Source organism: Streptosporangium saharense (assembly GCF_014203715.1).
GTDB classification, from domain to species: Bacteria; Actinomycetota; Actinomycetes; order Streptosporangiales; family Streptosporangiaceae; genus Streptosporangium; species Streptosporangium saharense.
Genome location: NZ_JACHJP010000002.1, coordinates 1,040,067 through 1,059,712, shown reverse-complemented (window position 1 = coordinate 1,059,712; position 19,646 = coordinate 1,040,067). Strand labels below are relative to the sequence as shown.

Genomic DNA, 19,646 nt, shown 5'->3' with positions numbered 1-19,646 from the left:
CGCGTGCCTTTGTGGCGGTGGCCATGTCGTAGCCGACGATGATCACCCTGAGGGGGTTCACGGCGCCTCCTCGTGGGCTGGGATGTGCCGTACGGCGCGCGCTTTTGCGATGGCGGTCATGTCGTAGCCGACGATGACCACCTTGAGGTGGCTCACGGCGTCTCCTCGTGGGGCGAGCCGCGCCGTGCTTTTGTGGCGGTCGGCCTGCCGTAGCCGACGATGATCGCCTTGAGGGGGCTCATGGCCCCTCCTTGTGGGTCGGGGTGAGCTGTGCCGCCGACGCGACGGTGGCCATGTCGTAGCCGACGGTGATCGCCCTGAAGGGACTCATGACCCCTCCTCGTTAGCCGGGGTGAGCCGTACGGCGCATGCCTTGAATTCGGGCATTCCGCTGATCGGGTCGAGGGCCGGGTTGCTGATCAGGTTGGCTCGTCCCGTGTCGGGGAAGTGGAAGGGGACGAAAACCGTGTCCGGCCTGATTCCCGGCACGCAGCGCACCTCGGCCTCGACCGTGCCCCGCCGCGAGACGACGCGTGCCAGGTCGCCGTCGGCCAGCCCCGCCCGCCGCGCCGTGTCGGGGTGGACCTCCACGTACGGCGCGGGCACCGCCCTGACCAGTTCGGCGACGCGGCGGGTCTGGGCGCCGGACTGGTAGTGGGCGAGCGTCCGGCCGGTCGTGGCGACCAGTGGATAGGCGGCGTCGGCCGGTTCGGCGGGTCCCCGGTGCTCGACGGGGGTGAAGCGCGCCCGGCCGCCGGGGTGGGCGAAGCCGTCCAGGAACAGGCGGGGCGTCCCCGGATGGCCGGGCTCGGGGCAGGGCCAGTGCAGCGCCTCACCCGCCCGCAGCCGCCGATGGCTGATCCCCGCGTAGTCGGCCGCGCCCCCACGCGAGGCCAGGCCCAGCTCCGCGAACACCTCCTCGGGATCGTCGGGGAAGCGCTCGGCGGGCTGCCCGAGCCGTACGGCCAGCTCACGCAGGACGGTCAGGTCGCCGCGGACCCCCTCGGGGGGCGGTACGGCACGGCGGCGCAGCAGCACCCGGCCCTCCAGGTTCGTCATCGTGCCCTCCTCCTCGGCCCACTGGGTGACCGGCAGCACCACGTCGGCCAGCAGCGCGGTCTCCGAGGGGACGACGTCGGCGACGACCAGCAGGTCGAGGGCGGCGAGCCTGCGCGTCACGTGGGCGGCGTTGGGCGCCGAGACGACCGGGTTGCTGCCGAACAGCAGCAGTGCCCTTGGTCCGGTCGCGGTGCCCAGCGCGTCCAGCAGCTCGTAGGCGGAGCGGCCGGGCCCCGGCAGCTCCTCGGGGGCGACGCCCCACACGGAGGCCACGTGCCGCCGCGCCGCCTCGTCGTCGAGACGCCGGTAGCCGGGAAGCTGGTCGGCCTTCTGCCCGTGCTCGCGCCCGCCCTGCCCGTTGCCCTGCCCGGTCAGGCACCCGTACCCGGACCCCGTACGGCCCGGCAGCCCGAGGGCGAGCGCCAGGTTGATCCAGCCGGAGACCGTGTCCACGCCACGGGAGTGCTGCTCGGTTCCCCGGCCGGTCAGGATGTAGGCGTCGCGGGCCCCGGCGAGCAGTTCGACGGCGGCGCGCTGGTCGGCGCCCGCGACCCCGGTGACCCGTTCGGCCTCCTCGGGACGCCAGCGCGCGGCGATCCGCCACGCCTCGGTGAACCCGTCGGTCCGCGTACCGACGTAGTCGCGCCGCAGATGGCCCCCGGTGACGGCCGCGTGCAGCATGCCGAGTGCCAGCGCCAGGTCCGTGCCCGGTCTCGGCGCCAGGTGCAGCGAGGCCAGCTCCGCCGTGGCCGTGCGCCGGGGATCGACCACGACGAGACCGCCACGGTCCCTGGCCCGGCGCAGGTGCCGGACGAACGGCGGCATCGTCTCGGCGACGTTGGCCCCGACCAGCATGACCGCGTCCGCCCCGCGAAGGTCGGTGACCGGGAACGGCAGCCCCCGGTCGAGGCCGAAGGCCCGGATGCCCGCCGCCGCGGCCGACGACATGCAGAACCGGCCGTTGTAGTCGATCTGCGAGGTGCGCAGGGCGACCCTGGCGAACTTGCCCAGCAGGTAGGCCTTCTCGTTGGTGAGGCCACCGCCGCCGAAGACGGCGACCGCGTCCGGCCCGTGCCGTTCGCGCAGCTCCCGCAGCCGCCCGGCGACCAGGTCGAGAGCCTCCTCCCAGGTCGCGGGGCGGAGCGGCTCGTCCCTGCGGTGCCGGACGAGCGGGTGGGTGAGCCGGTCGGGGGTGTCGAGCAGAGCCGCCGCCGTCCACCCCTTCTGGCACAGCGCGCCCTCGTTCACCGGGAAGTCCCTGGGACCGACCCGCGCGCCCCCGGGGGGACGCGGGGTCAGGGTCATCCCGCACTGCAACGCGCAGTAGGGGCAGTGCGTCCCGGTGCCGACCCCGCTGCGGGGGCCGGTGCCCGCGCTCGTCACGACGCCCCACCCGGTCCGCTGGAGACTGGCCTGCCGGAATTCGTGCCGTCCGGTCTGCCCGGTCTGTCGGAGAATCCCGGTCTGCCGGAGACCGTGATGCTCTGGCCGCGGAACTCGGCGACGATCTCGCCACAGGGGCGTCGTACGGTCACGTCGTAGACGCCGTGCCTGCCGTACCGGACGCGCTCGGTGGCCTCGGCCAGCAGTTCCTCACCGGCCTCGGCCGGGCGCAGGAACGTGACCTGCGCGCTCTGCGCCAGCGTGACCGGGCCACGGGCGTTGCTGGCGTGGGCGAAGGCGGCGTCGGCCAGCAGGAACAGGTAGCCCCCGTGGGCCAGGCCGTGGCCGTTCAGCATGTCCTCGGAGATCCGCATCCGCAGCCTGGCCCGCCCCTCGGCGACCTCCTCGACGGCGATGCCCAGGGACCGGCACACGGCGTCTCCGGCGTTCACGATGCCGCTCCGTCCCGGCCCGCGACCCAGGTTCCGGCCAGTTTCTGTACGGCGGAGCCGTCCGGGTCGGCGAGTTTGTGGGACAGGTAGGCGGTGACCCAGTCGCCGGTGGGGATGCGGAACGGCGGCGCCTCGTCGGTCAGCGCCCGCACCACGACCTCGGCCACCTCCCAGCGGGACTGGCCCGCCCCCTCCCACCCCTGGCCGGTCACCCAGGCCAGATAGTCGGAGAAGGTCTCCGCGTACGGTCCCGAGGCCGCGCGGACGGTCTCCCTGTTGACGCCGGGGAAGATCCCGAACCGGGTGCCCGGCACGAAACCGGGCACGACCACGCCGACCCGGACCCCGTGCCTGGCGGCGACCGGGGCCAGGCTCTCCATGAAGCCCTCGACGGCCGCCTTGGACGCCGCGTAGGCCTCGTTGAAGGGCTGGCCGACGACGCCGTGCACGCTGCCGACGGTCAGCAGACGCCCCCTGCTGGCGCGCAGCAGCGGCATCGCGACCCGGCTGACGGCGACGACGCCGAAGAAGTTCACCTCCAGGTTGGCCCGCAGCGCCTCCAGGGTGGACATCTCCATGGTCGGGTCGGAGTTGGAGATCCCGGCGTTGTTGACCAGCGCGTCCAGGCGGCCGTGTGCCCGCCGTACCTCACCCAGGCAGGCGGCGACGGAGTCGGCGTCGGTGACGTCGAGGCGCCGCACGTCCAGCGTGACGCCCGCCTGGGCGGCGGCCTCGTCCAGCTCGTCGGCCCGGCTCAGGTCGCGCATCGTGGCGACCACGGTGAACCCGGCCCGCGCCGCGGTCACCGCGGTCGCCAGGCCGATGCCCGACGAGGTCCCCGTGACCAGCAGGACTCCGCGCGGGGGCGTCACGACGCGCTCCCGGAAAGCTGCGGCTCCTCCTGCTGCCTGGCGGCCCGGTCGAGCAGCGACTGGACCCCGGCGGCGGGCACGAAGGACAGCGCGGCGAGCAGGGTGCCGCCGACCATGACCACCTTGGCCGCGTTGAGCACGCCCAGGTCGTCGGTGAGCAGGGTGACCGCCAGGCCGCCCACGAGCGCGGCCAGCGGGATCACCCCCCACGTCGCGGTGCGGAAGGCCGCGTGCGTCACGCCCTGGTTGTCGGCCGTCATCCGCGACTGGCGGATCGGGGCGCTGCAGACGTTGATGCACGACATGAAGAAGCCGTAGCAGCCGAACGTCACCCCGATGACGGGCGCGGCGGGCAGGGCGGGCGCGGCGAGGATGCCCAGGCCGACCAGGCAGTGCAGCAGCAGCGACCAGGCGAGCGTACGGCCGAGGCCGAGCCTGGCGCCGATCCTGGGGGCGACGATCGCGCCGAGCACCGCGCCCGCGGCGGCGGCCGACATCGCCGCGCCGAACACGCCGACCGGCACGCCGAGACCCTGGTAGGCCAGCACCGGCAGCACCGTGACGAAGATGGGGCCGCCGGAGTTCAGCGTCACCGCGGCGATCACCACCCGGCGCAGCACCGGGTCCGACCAGTTGAGCCGGAACCCCAGGACCAGACGTGACCACACGGAGCCCGGCTGGACGGTTCCCGCCCCCCAGGGCCGCATGGTGCGGAAACAGGCGGCCGAGATCAGGTAGGTGGCCGCGTCCACGAGCAGCGCCGCGACCCCGAGCGCGTGGTACAGCCCGGCGGCGACCGACGGGCCCGCGACCTCGGAGACCGTCCTGCTGCCCTCAAGCCTGGAGTAGGCCCTGACCAGCTTGTCCTCGGAGACCGTGGTGGGCACCGCGACGAGATAGCCGACGTTGAAGAAGATCGTCGCCCCGCTGACCAGCGCCACGCAGACGAACAGCACCGGGGTGGACAGCACGCCGAGCCAGTAGGAGATCGGCATGGCCGCCACGGCGGCCAGCCGTACGAGGTCGCAGGCGACCAGGGTCCTGCGCCGGTCCCAGCGGTCGACGAGCACGCCCGCGACCGGCCCGAGCAGGGGGATGCCGAGGTACTGCGCCATGGCGACCACGCCCACCTCGAACGGCGTGGCGTGCAACGCGAAGATCATCAGGGTGGGCACGACGAACACCGTGATCCGGTCCCCGACGAGGCTGACCGTCTGGCCGCCCCAGAACAGGTTGAACTCCCGGCCGAGGGAGCCCTTCAGCCTCACGGCTCCTCCCGCACCACGAAGGAGGCGGTCTTGCCGGTGCGCTCGTTGCTGACCAGCGCGTCGGCGACGGTCACCCCGAAGGACTGCGGGTCGTGCTGGAAGGCCGTGCTGATGGTGAAGGTCGAGGCCATCAGGTCCTCGCGCAGCCGTACGGCCAGGCCCTGCGGGGCGTCGGGGGCGGCGAGCAGCAGCACCTCGACCGAGGAGACGCGGCCCTGCCGTTCGTTGACCAGGACCTGCGCCCGCAGGACGCCGGGCTCCCGTTCGGCCCGAGCGACGATGTCGTCCACGTGCAGCCCGAGCCCGCGCACCTGGACCACCGAGTCGCGGCGGCCCAGGACGCGCAGCGCCCGGTCGGGCCTGCCGCACTCGCATGACACGAACCGCCCGGCGTCGCCGGTCCGGTAGCGCAGCACCGGGTTGAGCATGTCCGGGTTGAGGGTGGTGAAGTCCAGCAGTTCGTCCTGGTCGGCGTGGACGAGCTGTTCGGGAAGCAGGTGGAAGACGTCGGCGGGGCAGTCGGGGGTGTTGGTGCCCGCGACCCAGGTCTCGGTGCTGCCGAACATGCCCCAGCGGCGGGCGTTGGGCGCGACCTCGGCCAGGTCGTCGTCGAGCTGCGGGTGCCAGGCCTCGCCGAGCCAGAGCACCTTGCGCAGCGCGGGCAGGCGGATCCCGGCCTGTCTGGCGTGCGCGAACCACAGCCGCAGCACGCTCGGGGTGCCGCCGAACGCGGTCACGCCCCTGGCGGTGAAGAACGACAGCCAGTCGCCGTACTCCTGCGCGGAGACCGAGCCGAGCGCGATGACCTCGCAGCCGGACAGGTCGGCGAAGGCGGCGGCCAGGAAGTGGGCGCCCCACATCCGGCCCGCGCCCCAGGCGTTGACGAAGACGTCGTCGCGTCCGAGCGGCTGCCACCGCTCGTGGACGCCGCCCATGTAGAACCCGGTCGGGGCGTGGCCGACCTTGGGCTCGCCGGTGCTGCCGCCGCTCTGGAAGAGCCAGGTGGCGCCGTGCTCCGCCCTGGGCCTCAGGTGCGCAAGGGCCACGTTGAGGTCGTCCTTGACGAGCGCGGGCAGTGCGGCGAGGTCGTCGAGCGTGAGCACCTTGCCGTGCCCGGCGTAGCGCTCCGCCAGCGCGGGCACGCTCCTGAGCCGTTCCAGGGAGCGTCGCGCGACGTCGAGGCGCGGTTCGGCGGCCTCCGGCGGCAGGGAGAACGATCCGGTCATGTCGTCACCAGCTTTCGTGGGTCGTCGTGGAGGAGTCCCGCGTCATCCAGCGGGTGTGGGCGTCCCGGTAGGCCGTCCAGCGCGCCCTGGTGACGTCCCGCTGCACCGCGCGGCCCGGGTCGTCGAAGTCGGGGGCGATCACCCCGTCGGGTTCGAGCTCGGAGAACCAGAACCGCTCGCCGTCGAACAGGAAGTCCACGCAGAAGAACGGGATGGGCAGTTTGCGGTGGAAGTAGGCAGTCGCCTCCGCCAGCTCCTGCGGCACGGCCGCGAACTCCATGGCGCCGCCCCGGCTGGCGTTGGCGACCGGCGACCCGGCCTCGGGGGTCCGCTTCAGCACGGCGTACGGCCGGCCGTCCACGACGTAGACCCGGTAGTCGATCGTGCCGTCGCCCAGGTAGGGCTGGAGCACGAGGGTCGTGTCGCCGCCCTGCGCCAGGCTGGCCAGGCCCCTGACGTCCTCGGCGCTGCGGGCCAGGTTGACCCCGCCACCGCCGCACCACCCGGCGGGCTTGACGATGGCCGGGTAGGTGAGGTTCTCCAGCGCCACCTCGTACCGGTGCTTGCCCACGTCCCGCCCGGTGCCGACGCGGATCGTGGGGATCGGCGGGACGGGGGAGTCGTGCAGGTGCAGGACGGTGGCCAGCTTGTCGTTGGCGACGGGCGAGAGCCACGGCGGGAACGGCAGGTAGAACCCGGCCCGCTCCAGCACCGCGTACAGGCCGTACTGGTTGAAGACGTCCATGTCCTGGTAGGGCAGCGAGTACAGCGCGGTGATGAAGAGCGTGTCCTGCGGGGTGACGAGCTCGTCGTCCACGTAGACACGTGGCTTGCCGGGTTCGAGGCCGTCCACGGTCACCGCCTCGGGGGCGTGCCTGGTCCAGCTCAGGCCGAGCTCCTCGGCGACCTCGGCGTACATGTCCCAGAAGTAGTGGCGCCACATCGCGCCCGTCCCGCTGGACTCCCGGTCGGGGAAGATCCAGCACATGCGGCGCAGCGTGCTCTCGGGGGGTCGGGTCATGGTCGTCCCTCTCCGCGGGCCCACCACAGGCGGCCCGGCTCGGGCAAGGTGTCGATCGGGTCGTAGAAGGGGAGGCGGCGTCCTTCGCCGCCGTCCCAGTGGGAGACGCCGCGCTCCCGGTCGTACTCGGCGACCTGGTGCACCCAGCGTTTGCCGAGGTAGGGCACGTCACACACGATCCGCGGCGTCGCGTAGCCCGGCAGGTAGCCCATGATGGACTCCTGGAGCCGCCGCGCCTGGTGCAGCGGGGTCCGCCAGTGCTCGGCGTTGGGGATCATGTCGCAGAGGTAGAAGTAGTACGGCAGGACGCCCGCCTCGCCCTGCAGCGCGAAGCACAGGTCGAGCAGGTCGGCCTGGGTGTCGTTCACCCCGCGCAGCAGCACGCCCTGGTTGCGCACGTCCCGCACCCCCGCGTCGAGCAGGGCGCGGGCCGCCTCGGCCACCAGCGGCGTCACCGACCGCACGTGGTTGGCGTGGGTGTGCACGGCCAGGTTCACCCCGCGGGCACGGGCGACGGCGGCCACCCGGCCCACCCCCTCGACCACGTCCCCCTGGAGCCAGTGCTGCGGCAGCCCGACCAGCGCCTTGGTCGCCAGCCGGATGTCCCGCACCGACTCCAGTTCGAGCAGCCGCAGCAGGAACGCCTCAAGCCGGGGCCAGGGCACGTTGGCCACGTCGCCGCCGGAGACCACCACGTCCCGCACGCCGGGCGTGCGCTTGAGGTAGTCCAGCATCAGCTCCTGCCGGTCGACCGGCCTGAGGGCGAGCTTGGCCTTGACGACCTGCGGGGTCGAGGTGCCGACCAGGTCCATCCGGGTGCAGTGCCCGCAGTACTGCGGGCAGGTGGACAGCAGCTCGGCCAGCACCTTGGTCGGGTAGCGGTGGGTCAGGCCCTCCACGGCCCACATCTCCGCCTCGTGCAGCGAGTCGCGCTGCGCGAGCGGGTGACTCGGCCACTCGGGGTGCCGGTCGGAGGCGACGGGCAGCATGTAGCGGCGGACCGGGTTGGCCAGGAACGCCTCGGTGAAGGAGACGGGGTCGTCCACGGCGTCCGGCGCCATCACGTTGAGCAGCTGCGGCGTGAGCAGCGTGGACATGGTGGCGAAACGTTCGGCGTCGGCGGCCAGGTCGGCGTAGAAGGACTCCCGGAGCAGGTCGCCGACGACCGCGCGCAACTGCGCGGCGTTCTTCACGCAGTGGGCGCGCTGCCACTGGGCGTCGCGCCACCGGTCGTCGCCGATCCCGCTCCAGCCGGGCAGCCGCCGCCAGTCGGGTTCCACGAGCGGCCGCCGCGCGTAGGCGTACGGCCCGGGGGAGGCCTCGCCGTTCATGCGGAGGCTCACCCGGCCAGCAGTGTCGCGTGCCGGGTGCGCAGCTCGCGCTTGAGGACCTTGCCGGTCGGGCCGAGCGGCAGGTCCGCCTCGTCCCGGGCGACGACCACCGCGGCGAGCGTGGTCAGGCCCGCGTCGGCCAGGGCCTTGTTCGCCCTCTCCAGCGCCTCGTCGTCGGTGACGCCCGCCGCCTCCGCCTGCGGCAGGACCACGGCGACCGGGCGCTGTCCCTCGCCGGGCCGTCCCGGCACGCCGACGACCGAGCAGTCCTGGACGAGGTCGGCGCAGTCGGCGATGAGGACCTCCTCGATCGGCAGGCTGTAGACCGGTCCCTGCGCGGTGTCGATGACGTCCACGGTCCGGTCGAGGTGGTAGAAGTTGCCCTCGCCGTCCCTGCGGGCCACGTCCCCGGTCAGCCAGTAGCCGTTGAGCTCGAAGCTGCTGGTCAGCCTCGGGTCGTTCCAGTAGCCGGGCGTCCTTGAGGGCGTGACGACGCCCAGCAGGCCGACGGTTCCGTCGGGCACCTCGTTGCCGTCCTCGTCCAGCACCGCGGCCCGGGTCACCACCTCCTGCGCCTTGCCCACGCAGCGGTCGTTCCTCGGCGTCTCCGGCGTCGTGACCTGCCCGAACAGCGCCATCCCCATCTCCGAGGAGCCCAGGCCGTCCACGAACTGGGAGCCGGGCAGCGGCCCGTCGGAGGCGGCGCCGCTGGGCAGCAGCCACGGCTTGATCAGCCCGGCGGGCCGCTCGCCGAGCTGGACCAGCCGCCTGATGTGCCCGTGGTGGGCGCTGTCGCCGGTGTTGAACCAGGAGTGCACCTTCGCCGCGCCCTTGACGGGCAGGTCGCCGGTGGCCAGCTCGACGAACGTCCTGGGAAAGGAGGCCACCATGGTCGGCTGGAAGACCTCCATGACCGGCTCGACGGCCACGCGCCGCCAGTCGGCCATGACGACGGTCGGCAGCCCCAGCAGCACCGCGGTCAGGAAGTAGCTCAGCCCGCCCGCGTGCGTGTGCGGCATGAGCGACATCAGCCTGTCGTACGGCTCGGCCGGGAAACGCGTCATCCTCGGCTGCTTGCCGTCCCAGAACTGCAGGTGGCCCAGGATCGTCGACTTGGGGATGCCGGTGGTGCCGGAGGAGTGGATCAGCGCCACGACGTCGTCGGGGGAGTGCCGGTAGGGGTAGTCCCCGGCGAGCACGGCCGGGTCGGCGTCGTGGGCCCGCACCTCGGAGGACAGGGCGAGGAAGCGGGGCCGGTTGCGCGGGTTGCTCCGGTAGGCCGCCTGCAGCCGGGTCGTGTCGTCGGCGACGATGCCCACGGCCCCCACGTGCTCCAGGTAGCGGACCATGACGTCGGGCCGCATGGCGTCGTTGACCATCGCCGGGATGGCGCCGAGCGCGGTGAGCGCCAGGAAGTGGATCAGCGGTTCGAGCCCCTCGCCGACCACGACGCCGACCGGCTCGCCGGGCCGTACGCCGTTGGCCCGGTACCACGTGGCGTAGCGGTCCCGCAGCGCCGCCAGGTCGGTCAGGCTGTGGCCGCGCAGCACCACCCGGCCGAGGTGGTCGTTGTGGTGGCTGTAGACGAAGGGGACGTCCCGGTTGGGGTTGGCGGCCAGGGCGTGGTCGAGGAAGTTGCCCGCGCCGAGTCCCGGCTCGGTCATCAGCCGCCGCCTGACCTCAAGGGGGGCGATCGAGGTGGTCTCAGACATGCTCGTCTCTCCTTTCGTGAGTCGTGGTCACTTCCGTTGTCGTTCGCTTGGCCACTTCCGCGGCGACGCGGTGGCCCGACCGGATGGCGCCCTCCATCAGGCCGAAGAACTCCGTGCTGGTCTCGGTGCCGGCCCAGTGCACCCGCCCGTGCGGGGCGACCAGGTGCGGCCCGAGCCGCGTCCAGTCCCCGGGGCCGAACAGGGCCGCGTAGCAGCCCCGGCTGTAGTCCTCGTTGACCCAGTCGGTCACGTGGAAGGCGGTCGGCTCCGGCAGCCCGGGGAACAGCAGCGCGGCCTGCTCGAACGCCCGCTCGCGCTGCTCGCCGGGGGACAGGCGGGCGAACGCGTGCGCCTCCCTGCCGGTCACGAACCCGGTCAGCACGCCCACCGCGCCGTCGGGCGGCGAGTCGTCCACGGTGGACAGCAGCGGCCCCCGCGCGTTGACCGACCAGCCCGACAGCCCCTGCTCACGCCAGGCCGGGCTCGGGTAGATCAGGTGCACCTTCACCGCGCAGCCCGGCGCCGTACGCCCTCCCGAGCGAGGAACCGGCAGCCCGGGCCGGTGGTCGATGGCGTCGGCGAGCGACGGCGGCACCGCGACCACCACGGCGTCGGCCCGCAGCGAACCGGCCGAGGTCGTCACGGTCACGCCCTCGCCGTCCTGGTGGATCGCCCGCACCGGCTCGCCCAGCCGCACCCGCCCGCCGAGCCGTACGGCCAGCAGCTCGCACAGCCGGTGCGCGCCACCGGCGACCCTGTCCTCCTGCGCGCCCCCGGCGAAGGCGTTCAGGTAGCGGACCCCGCCGCCGGAGGTCAGGTAGAACCCCATGTGCAGGACCGAGACGTCCCGGGGGTCGGCGGCCATCATCTCCCCGAGGAACAGCGGGAAGAACAGCCGCGCGTCGGGGTGGCGCAGGTGCTCACGCGCCCACTCGTCGGCGGTCAGCGCGTCCAGCCGTACGGCCCGCTCCGACAGCCAGGGCGCGTCGGCGCGCACGGCGCGGGTCAGCTCGTCCAGCGCGTCGAACAGCTCACCCAGCGCGACCGCCGACAGCGGAGGAAACCTGCCCGGTCTGGTACGGCCTTCGCCGTTCCCATGGAGGGCGAAGCGGCTGTCGCCGGTCATGGTGGTCGGCGTGGTCCGCAGGCCCAGCTCGGCCATCAGGGCGGTCAGCGCGGTGTGCCGCTCACCCAGGTAGGCGGCGCCGGCGTCCACCCAGCTTCCCGGCGCGACCTCGATGCCGTGGAGACGGCCGCCGACCCGCTCGCGCGCCTCGACCACGGTGACCTCGACGCCCCGCGCGGCCAGGTCGGTCGCGGCGGTGAGCCCGGCCAGGCCCGCCCCGACCACGACGACGCTCATGCCATGCTCGCGATCTTCTTGGCCAGGGCGTCCGGCGTGGGGGAGGTCATGAAGTCGTCGAAGTCCAGCTCGACCCCCCAGGAACGGGCGACCGCGCTCAGAACACGGGTGGCGAGAAGGGAGTCACCGCCCATGACGAAAAAGTCAGAATCGGCCCTTACTTCGTCATTTTCCAGCACGCGTCGGAATATGTCGGATACGGCGTCTACGTTCATGGAATGCACTGCTCCTTCAATGGGAAGAGGACACGTATCGCCGGTGCGAACCCGCCCGATCGACCTTTCCGCTGGCCGTGTAGGCGAGTTCGGGAACGACGGTGATTCGGCTGGGCACCAGATGACCCGGCACCCGGTCGCGCAGATAGTCGAGGACGTCCCCGGCGAGCGTCGGGGCGTCGGCAGGGGAGCGGGGCACGACGTAGGCGGCGAGCGTCGTGTGGTCGGCGACGGTCGCGCCCGCGACCGCCACCGCACCCACCCTCGGGTGACCGGAGATCTGGGCCTCCACCTCGCCCGGATCGACCCGGACCCCGCGGACCTTGAGCTCGTGGTCGAGCCGCCCCTCGTGGACGAGGCTCCCGTCCCGGGCCAGGCTCACCCGGTCGCCGGTACGGAAGCAGCGCTCGGGGCCGTCTCCCAGGTCCACCTCGACGAACCGCTCCGCGGTGGCCTCAGGCAGGTCCCGGTAGCCCAGCGCCAGCGACGGGCCACCGACGAGCAGCTCGCCCTCCTCGCTGACGTGCTGGCGGACGTGCGGCAGGGGGCGCCCGATCGGCACCCGCTCCCCGGCCGTCCACGGCTCCGTCCTGCGGGGCGCGAGCGGGCCGTGCAGGTCGACGGCGTGGGTGATGAGCGTGGTCTCCGTGCACCCGTAGGTGTTGACCAGGCGAACCTCGTCGGTGCCGAGCGCGCACCAGTCGGCCAGCCGTACCGGACTGACCGCCTCCCCGCCGACGACGACGGTCCGCACGGACGCGGGCAGCGTGGCCCGCTCCTCGGTCAGGTGGCGCACCAGCTCGTGCCAGAACGCCGAGGGCAGGTCGAGCAGGGTGATCCGCTCGGTCTCGATCATCCGCAGCAGGCGGGGGAAGGAGCCCGAGTGGGCCCGCTCGTCGAAGACCAGCGCCGCCCCCGTGGTGAGCGTGGGGAGGATCTCCTCCAGGCAGGTGTCCCAGTTCAGCGACGCGAACTGCAGCACCCGGTCCTCGGGGGTCAGCCCGAACAGGGTCCGCAGCTCGCCGGTCACGGTGGAGATGGCCCCGCGCGGGGTCACCACGGGCTTGGGCGCCCCGGTTGAGCCGGAGGTGAACAGGATGTACGCCGGGTCGTTCCCCGCTTCCGGTACGGCTTCGCCAGGTTTCGGGATGGGGAGCGTTTTTGCCCCGGATGATGTGGGAGTGTCCGGGTCGGGGGTGAGCAGCAGGCGGGCACCACTGGCCGCGAGCAGCGCCCGCCGCCTGGGCTCCGGGTGCGCGGGATCGACGGGGCAGTACGTGCCACCGGCGGCCAGGACGCCGAGCAGGGCGGCCACGGTCGCCGCCGAGCGCGAGGTGACCACCCCCACCGTCCCGGGACGGGGGCCGAGCCGTACGGCTGTCGCGTGGACCCACGCGGCGAGTTCGGCGTAGGTGAGGAGGTGGCCGTTGTCCGCTGTGGCGAGCCGATCGGGGTGCCGATTGGCCGCGTCCGCGAAGGCCCTTATCACGTCAGGGTGCGAATAGGGCACTCTTGCCTCTTTCTGAGTTAGCACGCCAAATGGTGTTTTGCAGTGAATTCGGGGGGATCGCGTTCATGCTGTCGAGGAGCACTGGATGTGGGCTTGATGCGGCCTGGATTTCGGCTGGACTACATCTCGTGTTTCTCGCATGGCTGCCTGTGACAACGACGTGACAGACGGAGAGCGAAAATGTCAGAAAGGTGCCTGGAGCACGTTCTGAAAATCGGGCTGCTCGGAGCGGTCCAGGCGCGCTGCGAATGCCGGGAGATCCCCCTCGGCCCGCCGCGCCAGCGAGCGGTGCTTGCCCTGCTCGCGCTGGAGGCCGGCCGTACGGTCCCGATGGAACGGCTGATCAGAGGTTTATGGGGCGAACGGGCACCGGCGGGAGCGCGAGGACTGGTCCAGGGATACGTCTCACGGCTGCGGCCAGCCCTGGCCGGGGTGGGCGTCACGATCGCCTACGCGCCACAGGGCTACCTGCTGGAACTGGCGTCCGAGCAGGTGGACGTCCACGAGTTCCGGATTTCGGTCACGAGAGCACGCTCTCTCGACACCGACGAGGCCAGGGCCGTCGCCCTGCGACACGCCATCGCGCTGTGGCGGGGCGAGCCCCTGAGCGGCGTCTCGGGCGGGGAACTGCTCGACCGGCTGCGTGAGACCCTCGCCGAGGAACGGCTCTCCGTCATCGAGGAGTGCCTGAACACCGAGACCCGCGCGGGCCGCGACACGGTGCTGATCCCCGAACTGATCGCGCTCGTGGCCGAACACCCCTTCAGGGAGGGCCTGGTCGGCCTGCTCATGCTGGCGCTGTGCCGGGCGGGCCGCCGGGCCGACGCGTTGGAGCGATACGAACGCACCCGGCGCCGCCTCGTCGAGGAACTCGGCCTCGACCCCGGCCCTGAGCTGCGGCAACTGCACCAGCGGATCCTGCGCGGCACCGTACGCGCCGCCGGGACCGTTCTCTCCTCACCCGTGGAGACGGTCACGGTCCCCGCCCAACTGCCCGCCGAGCCCGGCCAGTTCACCGGCCGCGCCGCCGAACTGCGCCTGCTCGACTCGGTCGCGACCCGTGGCGACACGGTGGCGATCTCGCTGGTGACCGGCGCGGGCGGCGTCGGCAAGACGGCCCTGGCCGTCCACTGGGCGCACCGGATCCGCTCCCGCTTCCCCGACGGCCAGCTCTACGTCAACCTGCGCGGCGGCTCACCCCAACGGCCACTGCGCCCGATCGAGGCCCTCGGACGGTTCCTGCGCGCGCTGGGCGTCCCCGCGGACCGGGTCCCCGACACCGTCGAGGAGGCGGGCGCGGTCTACCGCAGCCTGCTCGCCGACCGCCGGGTGCTGGTCGTGCTGGACAACGCGGGCAGTGTGGAGCAGGTCCGTCCCCTCCTGCCCGGCGGCAGGCGCTGCGCCACCGTGGTCACCAGCCGGGAACGCCTGGCGGGCCTCGTCGTGCGGGACGGCGCCGTCCCGGTCCCGCTCGGCGCGCTCGCCTCGGAGGAGGCGGTCACCCTGTTCGGCAAACTGCTGGGTGGCGAACGGCTGTCCGCCGAGCCGGAGGCCGCCAGGGACCTGGCCAGGTCCTGCGGCTACCTGCCGCTCGCGCTGCGCGTCGCCGCCGCCGACATCGCGGGCGGACCGGCGGGGGACACGGCGGGCCGGGCGCGTCGGCTCGCCGACACCCGGCGGTCCATGCCCACCCTTGGCACGGCTGGGGAGTCCTGCGAGGCGGCGCGGGGCGCGCTCGACCGGTCCTACCGCCACCTCGACCCACCGTCACGGCGACTGTTCCGGCTGCTCGGCATGCTCCCCGGCCCCGTCTTCGCCCTGGAGGCCGCCGCCGCCCTCGCGGGCACGACCCCCGGCGAGACCGACCGCCTGCTGTGCGGCCTCGCCGCCGCCAGGCTCGTCGAGGAGACCGAACCCGGCCGCTACGTCCTGCACGACCTGGTCCGCGAGTACGCCCTGGACCGCGCCTGGGCCGAGGAGCCGGGCCCCTCCCGAGCCCGCGCCCTGGACGCCCTGCTGACGTGGTACCTCCACGCCGTCCGCGAAGCAGACGAGGAAGCCTGCCACACGGACGCCATACCGATACCCATGACCGCCGTCACCTGAGACTCAGGCGGTCTCCTCGGTGAGCTCGTACCAGTGGGCGATGGAGTCCTTGTAGCCCTGCGGCATCACGAGCGCGTCGATCTCCTTGCGTTCGTGACTGATCACCGGAGGGTGGTGGGCGTCGGTGGCGGTGCAGCCGTAGGTGACGATGAAGACCCGGCGGTCGGGGAGGGGTTCGTACACCCACGTGTCCAGCAGCGGCCCGGCGCTCTCCCGCCACCCCGCCTCCTCGTGGATCTCGGTCTCCACCCGCTCCTGCGGGGTCTCGGAGACTTCGAGCCTCCCACCGGGCAGCTCTCCCACTCGTCGCGCTCGTTCTTCAACAGCAGCACCCGCCGCTCGGGGTCGAGGACGACGCCCTGGACCGAAATGAGGACTGCCCAGGCTGCTGACTCACACGCGTCCTTTCCACGGCACAGGAGAATGAGCGCCCCGAAGCCAACACCGGTCCCTCTCCGAATCCAGGCGGGTCCGCGTTCACGGTCATCATGCTCGTTCGTCTTTCCAGCGGTTCTTCACCGTGACCGTCCCTTGACTCTTCGTGACGGCCGGGAGACGTTGTGTCTGCCGTGTCAACGACGACGGAGGCCCCGGGATGTCGTCATGGCCCGATGCCGCCGCCCCCGAAAGGAGCGTTTGGTGCCGAGAATGTCCCGTCTGCTGGCCGTACCCTCCAGCCTCGTCCTGCTGGTCGCCCTGTTCGTCTCCGTGCCCGCGTCGGCCGTCGTCCTGGACGTCACCTGCGTGCCGCCCAGCAGCGACCTGGTCACCTACGACCCCGCGCTGACCGTGACCCCGCGGAACGTCGCCATCACCGCCACCACCACCTACGGACCCTGCGTCTCGGCCGGTGTGCCTGGCCTGACCTCCGGGTCGCGCACCTTCCAGGGCACCGGAAGCCGCTCGTGCCTGAGCCTGCTCTCCACCGGGACCGAGACCTTCACCATCACCTGGAACACCGGCCAGACCAGCACCGTCTCGGTCAGCAAGATCGTCAACGTGGTCGGCGCCGCCCTGGTGGTGACCTTCACCGGCACCGTCACCTCCGGCCTGTTCGCCGGTGACGCCGTACTGCAGACCGTGACCGGCCCGTCCGCCGACATCACACTGTGCACCCTCGGCCTGGGCACGGTCTCCAGCATCAACTCCCTGGTCACCCTGGAGATCACCTCCGTATGAAGCCCGTACCTCGCCCGTTCTCCCGGCCGCCCTCACCGCTGCTCTGCCCGCGCCCGCCGGAGATTCCACCTGTACGGCCAGCGCCCAGGACACCTACGAGCCCCGCCTGCGGCACCAGGCGTTCCAGGTCGGCCAGCCAGCTCAGGCACCAGAAGCTCGAGCGCCGACGCGGTACGAGGCTGCCTGGACCTCCCTCCACCGCTCCGGCCACCGCGACCATCACTTGGAACGAATCGTCCGGTGGTGCCGCGGCGGGACGCTCCACGCGTCGCGGATCGCGCTGACGACCGGTCGGTGGCCAGGGTGACCCGCGAGATCCCCAAGCGTCATCCCAGTTCGAAGAGGGTACGCCAGGCGTAACCGGGGGAGCGGCACGGGCGGGGTGCTTGGGGAACCGCTGGCCGATGCCGCGAGCCTCTCCTCTGGCTGGTCTTCACGGTGGTGGCCGCGCCGTACTGCTGGCCTGAGAGCGCCGGGGAATCTCAGGAGCCCACCCGTCCGACGTCGATCCTGCGGCCTCTGGTGACCTCGACGACGACGGGGAAGCCGTCGGGTACGGCGCCGCGCAGACGGGCGCGCAGGTCCGCGACGGGTGGCAGGTCGCCGGGAGCGCGGACGTCGATCCAGAAGGTCGTGGACTCAAGCCGGACCCCGATGACCGTCGCCCCCGGCGCGGCGGTCAGCCACTCGGCCGCGCGCCTTCCCACCTGGTCCTTCCAGGAGGCGACGCGGTAGTGCAGGGCGGTGCTCAGGGCCAGCACCACCGCGAGCAGCACACCGAGCCCACCGAACGCGGCGATCGAGCGGGTACGCGCCCTGTCCGCGACAGGGCGTTCGGTGTAACCGAGAACGGTGAACACGAACGTCCCGGCGAACACGAGCGACACCAGGTTGGACAGGAAGAGCACCAGCGCGCCGAGCGCGAGGACGAAGGCCCCGTCACCCAGGCACACACCCACCACGACGAGCGGCGGGACCAGGGAGAGCGCGATCGCCACCCCCGGCAGCACCGCCGCCATGTCCCGGCGGGCGAGCGCGATCGCCCCGGCCAGCCCCGCCGCCATCGCGGCGAACAGGTCGGCCAGACCCGGCGAGGTCCGGCCGGAGATCTGACCGTTGGACAGCAGGTCATAGGAGTCCGGTACGGCCAGCGAGGTCAGCAGTCCGACGGTGACGACGACACAGACCCCGCCCAGGACGAACCAGCCCGCTCCGTTGCCCGACCGTTTCACCAGGCCCAGCGCCAACCCCATGATGGGCGTCGACAACGGAGCGATGACCATGGCCCCGATCACCGTGGCGGTGGAGTCGGACACCACCCCGGCGGCGGCGATCACCGACGACAGGACGAGCATCGTCCAGAACGCCGAGTACGCGGAGGGGCGATCACCCGCACGGAGGTCGAGGTCGGTGGTGAGCTCCTCCATCGTGCGGCGCTGCGCCACCGGGATCAGGCGCTTCCTCAGCACCATCGGGACGTCCCAGGGATCGCCGCGCGGTGACGGCCCCTGGCCCGTGGGTCCAGGTCTGCCATGACGCCTCCAAAGGTCAGGAGGCCATGCTGCTGCGTACGAGACCCGTGGTCAGGTCTGGACCGGGCCCACGGGCCGAGTTTTGTCGTTTCTTGCAGCTATGCATGGGCAGTGATCCCCCGGCTGGAGACCGGCCGGACGAGCACCAGAACCCATGCGCGAGGTCACCGGGCGGGCGTGGGCGACGGTGGAGATACGGCCAGCCAGGTGAGCGCGGCCAACGTCAGCGCCGTGGCGACGACGAACGTCGTCCCCGTCCCGATCGGCATGGTCAGTCCGCCGACCGCCGTACCCGCGCTGATGCCGAGATAGATGGCCGAGGAGTTCAGCGCCACCAGCAGCGGTGCCTGCGCCGTCGCCGCCTCGATCAGCCGGTGCTGCTGCGGCGGGGTCTGGCACCAGCTCGCCGCGCCCCACGCCGCCGCCAGCAGCGCGACCACCACGGGCGTCCTCGCACCGGTCACGGCCAGCAGCGCGAAGGCCGCCATGGTCACGGCCATCAACGTGTAGCCGACGGTCAACGTCCTGACCGGGCCGACCCGGTCGGCGGCGACGCCCGCGGCCAGGTTCCCCGCGACGGCCCCGAGGCCGTAGGCGGACAGCATCCACACGGTGCCCGAGCCGGTGACACCCAGGGCGCGCAGCGCCGGGACGACGAAGGCGTAGGCGGTGTAGGCGGCGGCCATGCCCAGGGCCGTCAGCGGCAGCACCGTGACCACCCCCGGCTGACGCAGCGCCGCCAGCCTGGTCCGCAACGGCACCGGGGCGGCCCCGGGGAGGGACGGCGTCAACGCACCCGCGGCCAGCGCGGTCACCAGGCACAGCGCCGCCACCAGTCCCAGGGCGGTCCGCCAGCCCATCACCGCCCCGATCGCGCCGCCGAGCGGCACGCCGAGCGCGGTCGCCACCGTCAGCCCGCCGACGACCACGGCCAGCGCCCTGGCTCGAAGCTCAGGACGGACCAGCGCCGCCGAGACCGCCCCGGCGGTCGGGGTGTAGGCCGCCGCGCCGATCGCCGCGAGTATCCGGGTGACCAGCAGCAGCGGCAGGTCCGGCGCCAGCGCGGAGCCCGCGTTCGCCACCGCGAGCAACACCAGCGCCGCCACCAGCAGCGCCCTGCGCGGCAGCCGTGCCGTCACGGTGGCCACCACGGGCGCCGCGAGCGCGTAGGTCGCGGCGAACACCGTCACCGCCTGCCCCGCGCCCGACGTCGAGACGTGCAACGAGGCCGCGACGTCCGGCAGGAACCCGGCCAGCACGAACGCGTCCGTGCCCACCGAGAACGTCCCCAGCGCCAGGACCCAGGTCTGGCCCAGGCCACCGGTGCCTGTTCCGCTGGCCGACCGCGATATCGAGACATCAGACATCCCGATTTACCCTCCAAGAGAGCCCGGCTGACCGGCCGGGCGTTTTCATG

Annotated in this window: 16 protein-coding genes; 2 read left to right on the top strand and 14 right to left on the bottom strand. The window is 72.6% G+C overall.

Annotation, left to right across the window (positions count from 1 at the left end):
* Window positions 1-327 precede the first annotated feature (327 nt).
* Genes FHS44_RS13665 through FHS44_RS13615 form a run of 11 tightly spaced genes read right to left on the bottom strand, consistent with a single transcriptional unit; the run spans window position 328 to window position 13,412 of the window.
* On the bottom strand, window positions 328-2,442 hold the full coding sequence (locus FHS44_RS13665; RefSeq protein ID WP_376771588.1) for a molybdopterin oxidoreductase family protein: 2,115 nt from the start codon (window positions 2,440-2,442) through the stop codon (window positions 328-330).
* Window positions 2,439-2,894, bottom strand: coding sequence for a hydroxyphenylacetyl-CoA thioesterase PaaI (paaI, locus tag FHS44_RS13660; protein WP_312863642.1), 456 nt, complete (start codon window positions 2,892-2,894; stop codon window positions 2,439-2,441). Before paaI ends, FHS44_RS13665 begins: the two co-directional genes overlap by 4 nt.
* Window positions 2,891-3,766, bottom strand: a complete 876-nt coding sequence (locus FHS44_RS13655; protein ID WP_184714336.1) for an SDR family NAD(P)-dependent oxidoreductase — start codon at window positions 3,764-3,766, stop codon at window positions 2,891-2,893. Before FHS44_RS13655 ends, paaI begins: the two co-directional genes overlap by 4 nt.
* A complete protein-coding gene (locus tag FHS44_RS13650) occupies window positions 3,763-5,034 on the bottom strand; it encodes an MFS transporter (protein WP_184714335.1) in 1,272 nt (423 codons plus the stop codon). The genes FHS44_RS13655 and FHS44_RS13650 overlap by 4 nt, the downstream gene beginning before the upstream one ends.
* The gene (locus FHS44_RS13645; RefSeq protein WP_184714334.1) at window positions 5,031-6,260 is read right to left on the bottom strand and encodes a phenylacetate--CoA ligase family protein; all 1,230 of its coding nucleotides are present in this window, start codon (window positions 6,258-6,260) and stop codon (window positions 5,031-5,033) included. Before FHS44_RS13645 ends, FHS44_RS13650 begins: the two co-directional genes overlap by 4 nt.
* A 4-nt stretch (window positions 6,261-6,264) precedes the next feature.
* A complete protein-coding gene (locus FHS44_RS13640; protein WP_184714333.1) occupies window positions 6,265-7,281 on the bottom strand; it encodes an ATP-grasp domain-containing protein in 1,017 nt (338 codons plus the stop codon).
* A complete protein-coding gene (locus tag FHS44_RS13635; RefSeq protein WP_184714332.1) occupies window positions 7,278-8,612 on the bottom strand; it encodes a KamA family radical SAM protein in 1,335 nt (444 codons plus the stop codon). Before FHS44_RS13635 ends, FHS44_RS13640 begins: the two co-directional genes overlap by 4 nt.
* An 8-nt stretch (window positions 8,613-8,620) precedes the next feature.
* Window positions 8,621-10,324 (bottom strand): class I adenylate-forming enzyme family protein, encoded by a 1,704-nt coding sequence (locus tag FHS44_RS13630; RefSeq protein ID WP_184714331.1) that lies wholly within the window; start codon window positions 10,322-10,324, stop codon window positions 8,621-8,623.
* Window positions 10,317-11,687: a flavin monoamine oxidase family protein gene (locus FHS44_RS13625; RefSeq protein ID WP_184714330.1), complete on the bottom strand. Its 1,371-nt coding sequence runs from the start codon at window positions 11,685-11,687 to the stop codon at window positions 10,317-10,319. Before FHS44_RS13625 ends, FHS44_RS13630 begins: the two co-directional genes overlap by 8 nt.
* Window positions 11,684-11,902: a phosphopantetheine-binding protein gene (locus FHS44_RS13620; protein ID WP_184714329.1), complete on the bottom strand. Its 219-nt coding sequence runs from the start codon at window positions 11,900-11,902 to the stop codon at window positions 11,684-11,686. Before FHS44_RS13620 ends, FHS44_RS13625 begins: the two co-directional genes overlap by 4 nt.
* Before the next feature lie 16 nt (window positions 11,903-11,918).
* Window positions 11,919-13,412 carry an amino acid adenylation domain-containing protein gene (locus FHS44_RS13615; protein ID WP_221460683.1) on the bottom strand — a complete coding sequence of 498 codons (1,494 nt, stop codon included), beginning with the start codon at window positions 13,410-13,412 and terminating at the stop codon, window positions 11,919-11,921.
* Window positions 13,413-13,592: 180 nt separating this feature from the next.
* On the opposite strand from FHS44_RS13615, the gene FHS44_RS13610 reads away from it, so the two are divergent.
* A complete protein-coding gene (locus FHS44_RS13610; protein WP_184714327.1) occupies window positions 13,593-15,518 on the top strand; it encodes an AfsR/SARP family transcriptional regulator in 1,926 nt (641 codons plus the stop codon).
* Between the two features lie 3 nt (window positions 15,519-15,521).
* On the opposite strand, the gene FHS44_RS13605 is transcribed toward FHS44_RS13610, so the two are convergent.
* Complete coding sequence (locus FHS44_RS13605; RefSeq protein ID WP_246435415.1) at window positions 15,522-15,821, bottom strand: NUDIX hydrolase; 300 nt, start codon at window positions 15,819-15,821, stop codon at window positions 15,522-15,524.
* Between the two features lie 336 nt (window positions 15,822-16,157).
* Here FHS44_RS13605 and FHS44_RS13600 point away from each other — a divergent pair, with 336 nt between their 5' ends.
* The gene (locus tag FHS44_RS13600; protein WP_184714326.1) at window positions 16,158-16,697 is read left to right on the top strand and encodes a hypothetical protein; all 540 of its coding nucleotides are present in this window, start codon (window positions 16,158-16,160) and stop codon (window positions 16,695-16,697) included.
* Between the two features lie 482 nt (window positions 16,698-17,179).
* Here FHS44_RS13600 and FHS44_RS13595 read toward each other — a convergent pair whose 3' ends face one another.
* Window positions 17,180-18,169: a DUF389 domain-containing protein gene (locus tag FHS44_RS13595; RefSeq protein ID WP_184714325.1), complete on the bottom strand. Its 990-nt coding sequence runs from the start codon at window positions 18,167-18,169 to the stop codon at window positions 17,180-17,182.
* A 224-nt stretch (window positions 18,170-18,393) separates the two neighbouring features.
* Window positions 18,394-19,596: an MFS transporter gene (locus tag FHS44_RS13590; RefSeq protein WP_184714324.1), complete on the bottom strand. Its 1,203-nt coding sequence runs from the start codon at window positions 19,594-19,596 to the stop codon at window positions 18,394-18,396.
* Between the last annotated feature and the right edge of the window lie 50 nt (window positions 19,597-19,646).

Excerpts from the sequence above, each read along its gene's own strand:
- FHS44_RS13645 (WP_184714334.1), bottom strand. The coding sequence starts at position 6,260 with ATGACCGGATCGTTCTCCCTGCCGCCGGAGGCCGCCGAACCGCGCCTC.
- FHS44_RS13640 (WP_184714333.1), bottom strand. The coding sequence starts at position 7,281 with ATGACCCGACCCCCCGAGAGCACGCTGCGCCGCATGTGCTGGATCTTC.
- FHS44_RS13635 (WP_184714332.1), bottom strand. The coding sequence starts at position 8,612 with ATGAACGGCGAGGCCTCCCCCGGGCCGTACGCCTACGCGCGGCGGCCG.
- FHS44_RS13610 (WP_184714327.1), top strand. The coding sequence starts at position 13,593 with ATGTCAGAAAGGTGCCTGGAGCACGTTCTGAAAATCGGGCTGCTCGGA.
- FHS44_RS13620 (WP_184714329.1), bottom strand. The coding sequence starts at position 11,902 with ATGAACGTAGACGCCGTATCCGACATATTCCGACGCGTGCTGGAAAAT.
- FHS44_RS13630 (WP_184714331.1), bottom strand. The coding sequence starts at position 10,324 with ATGTCTGAGACCACCTCGATCGCCCCCCTTGAGGTCAGGCGGCGGCTG.
- FHS44_RS13590 (WP_184714324.1), bottom strand. The coding sequence starts at position 19,596 with ATGTCTGATGTCTCGATATCGCGGTCGGCCAGCGGAACAGGCACCGGT.
- FHS44_RS13625 (WP_184714330.1), bottom strand. The coding sequence starts at position 11,687 with ATGAGCGTCGTCGTGGTCGGGGCGGGCCTGGCCGGGCTCACCGCCGCG.
- FHS44_RS13595 (WP_184714325.1), bottom strand. The coding sequence starts at position 18,169 with ATGGTGCTGAGGAAGCGCCTGATCCCGGTGGCGCAGCGCCGCACGATG.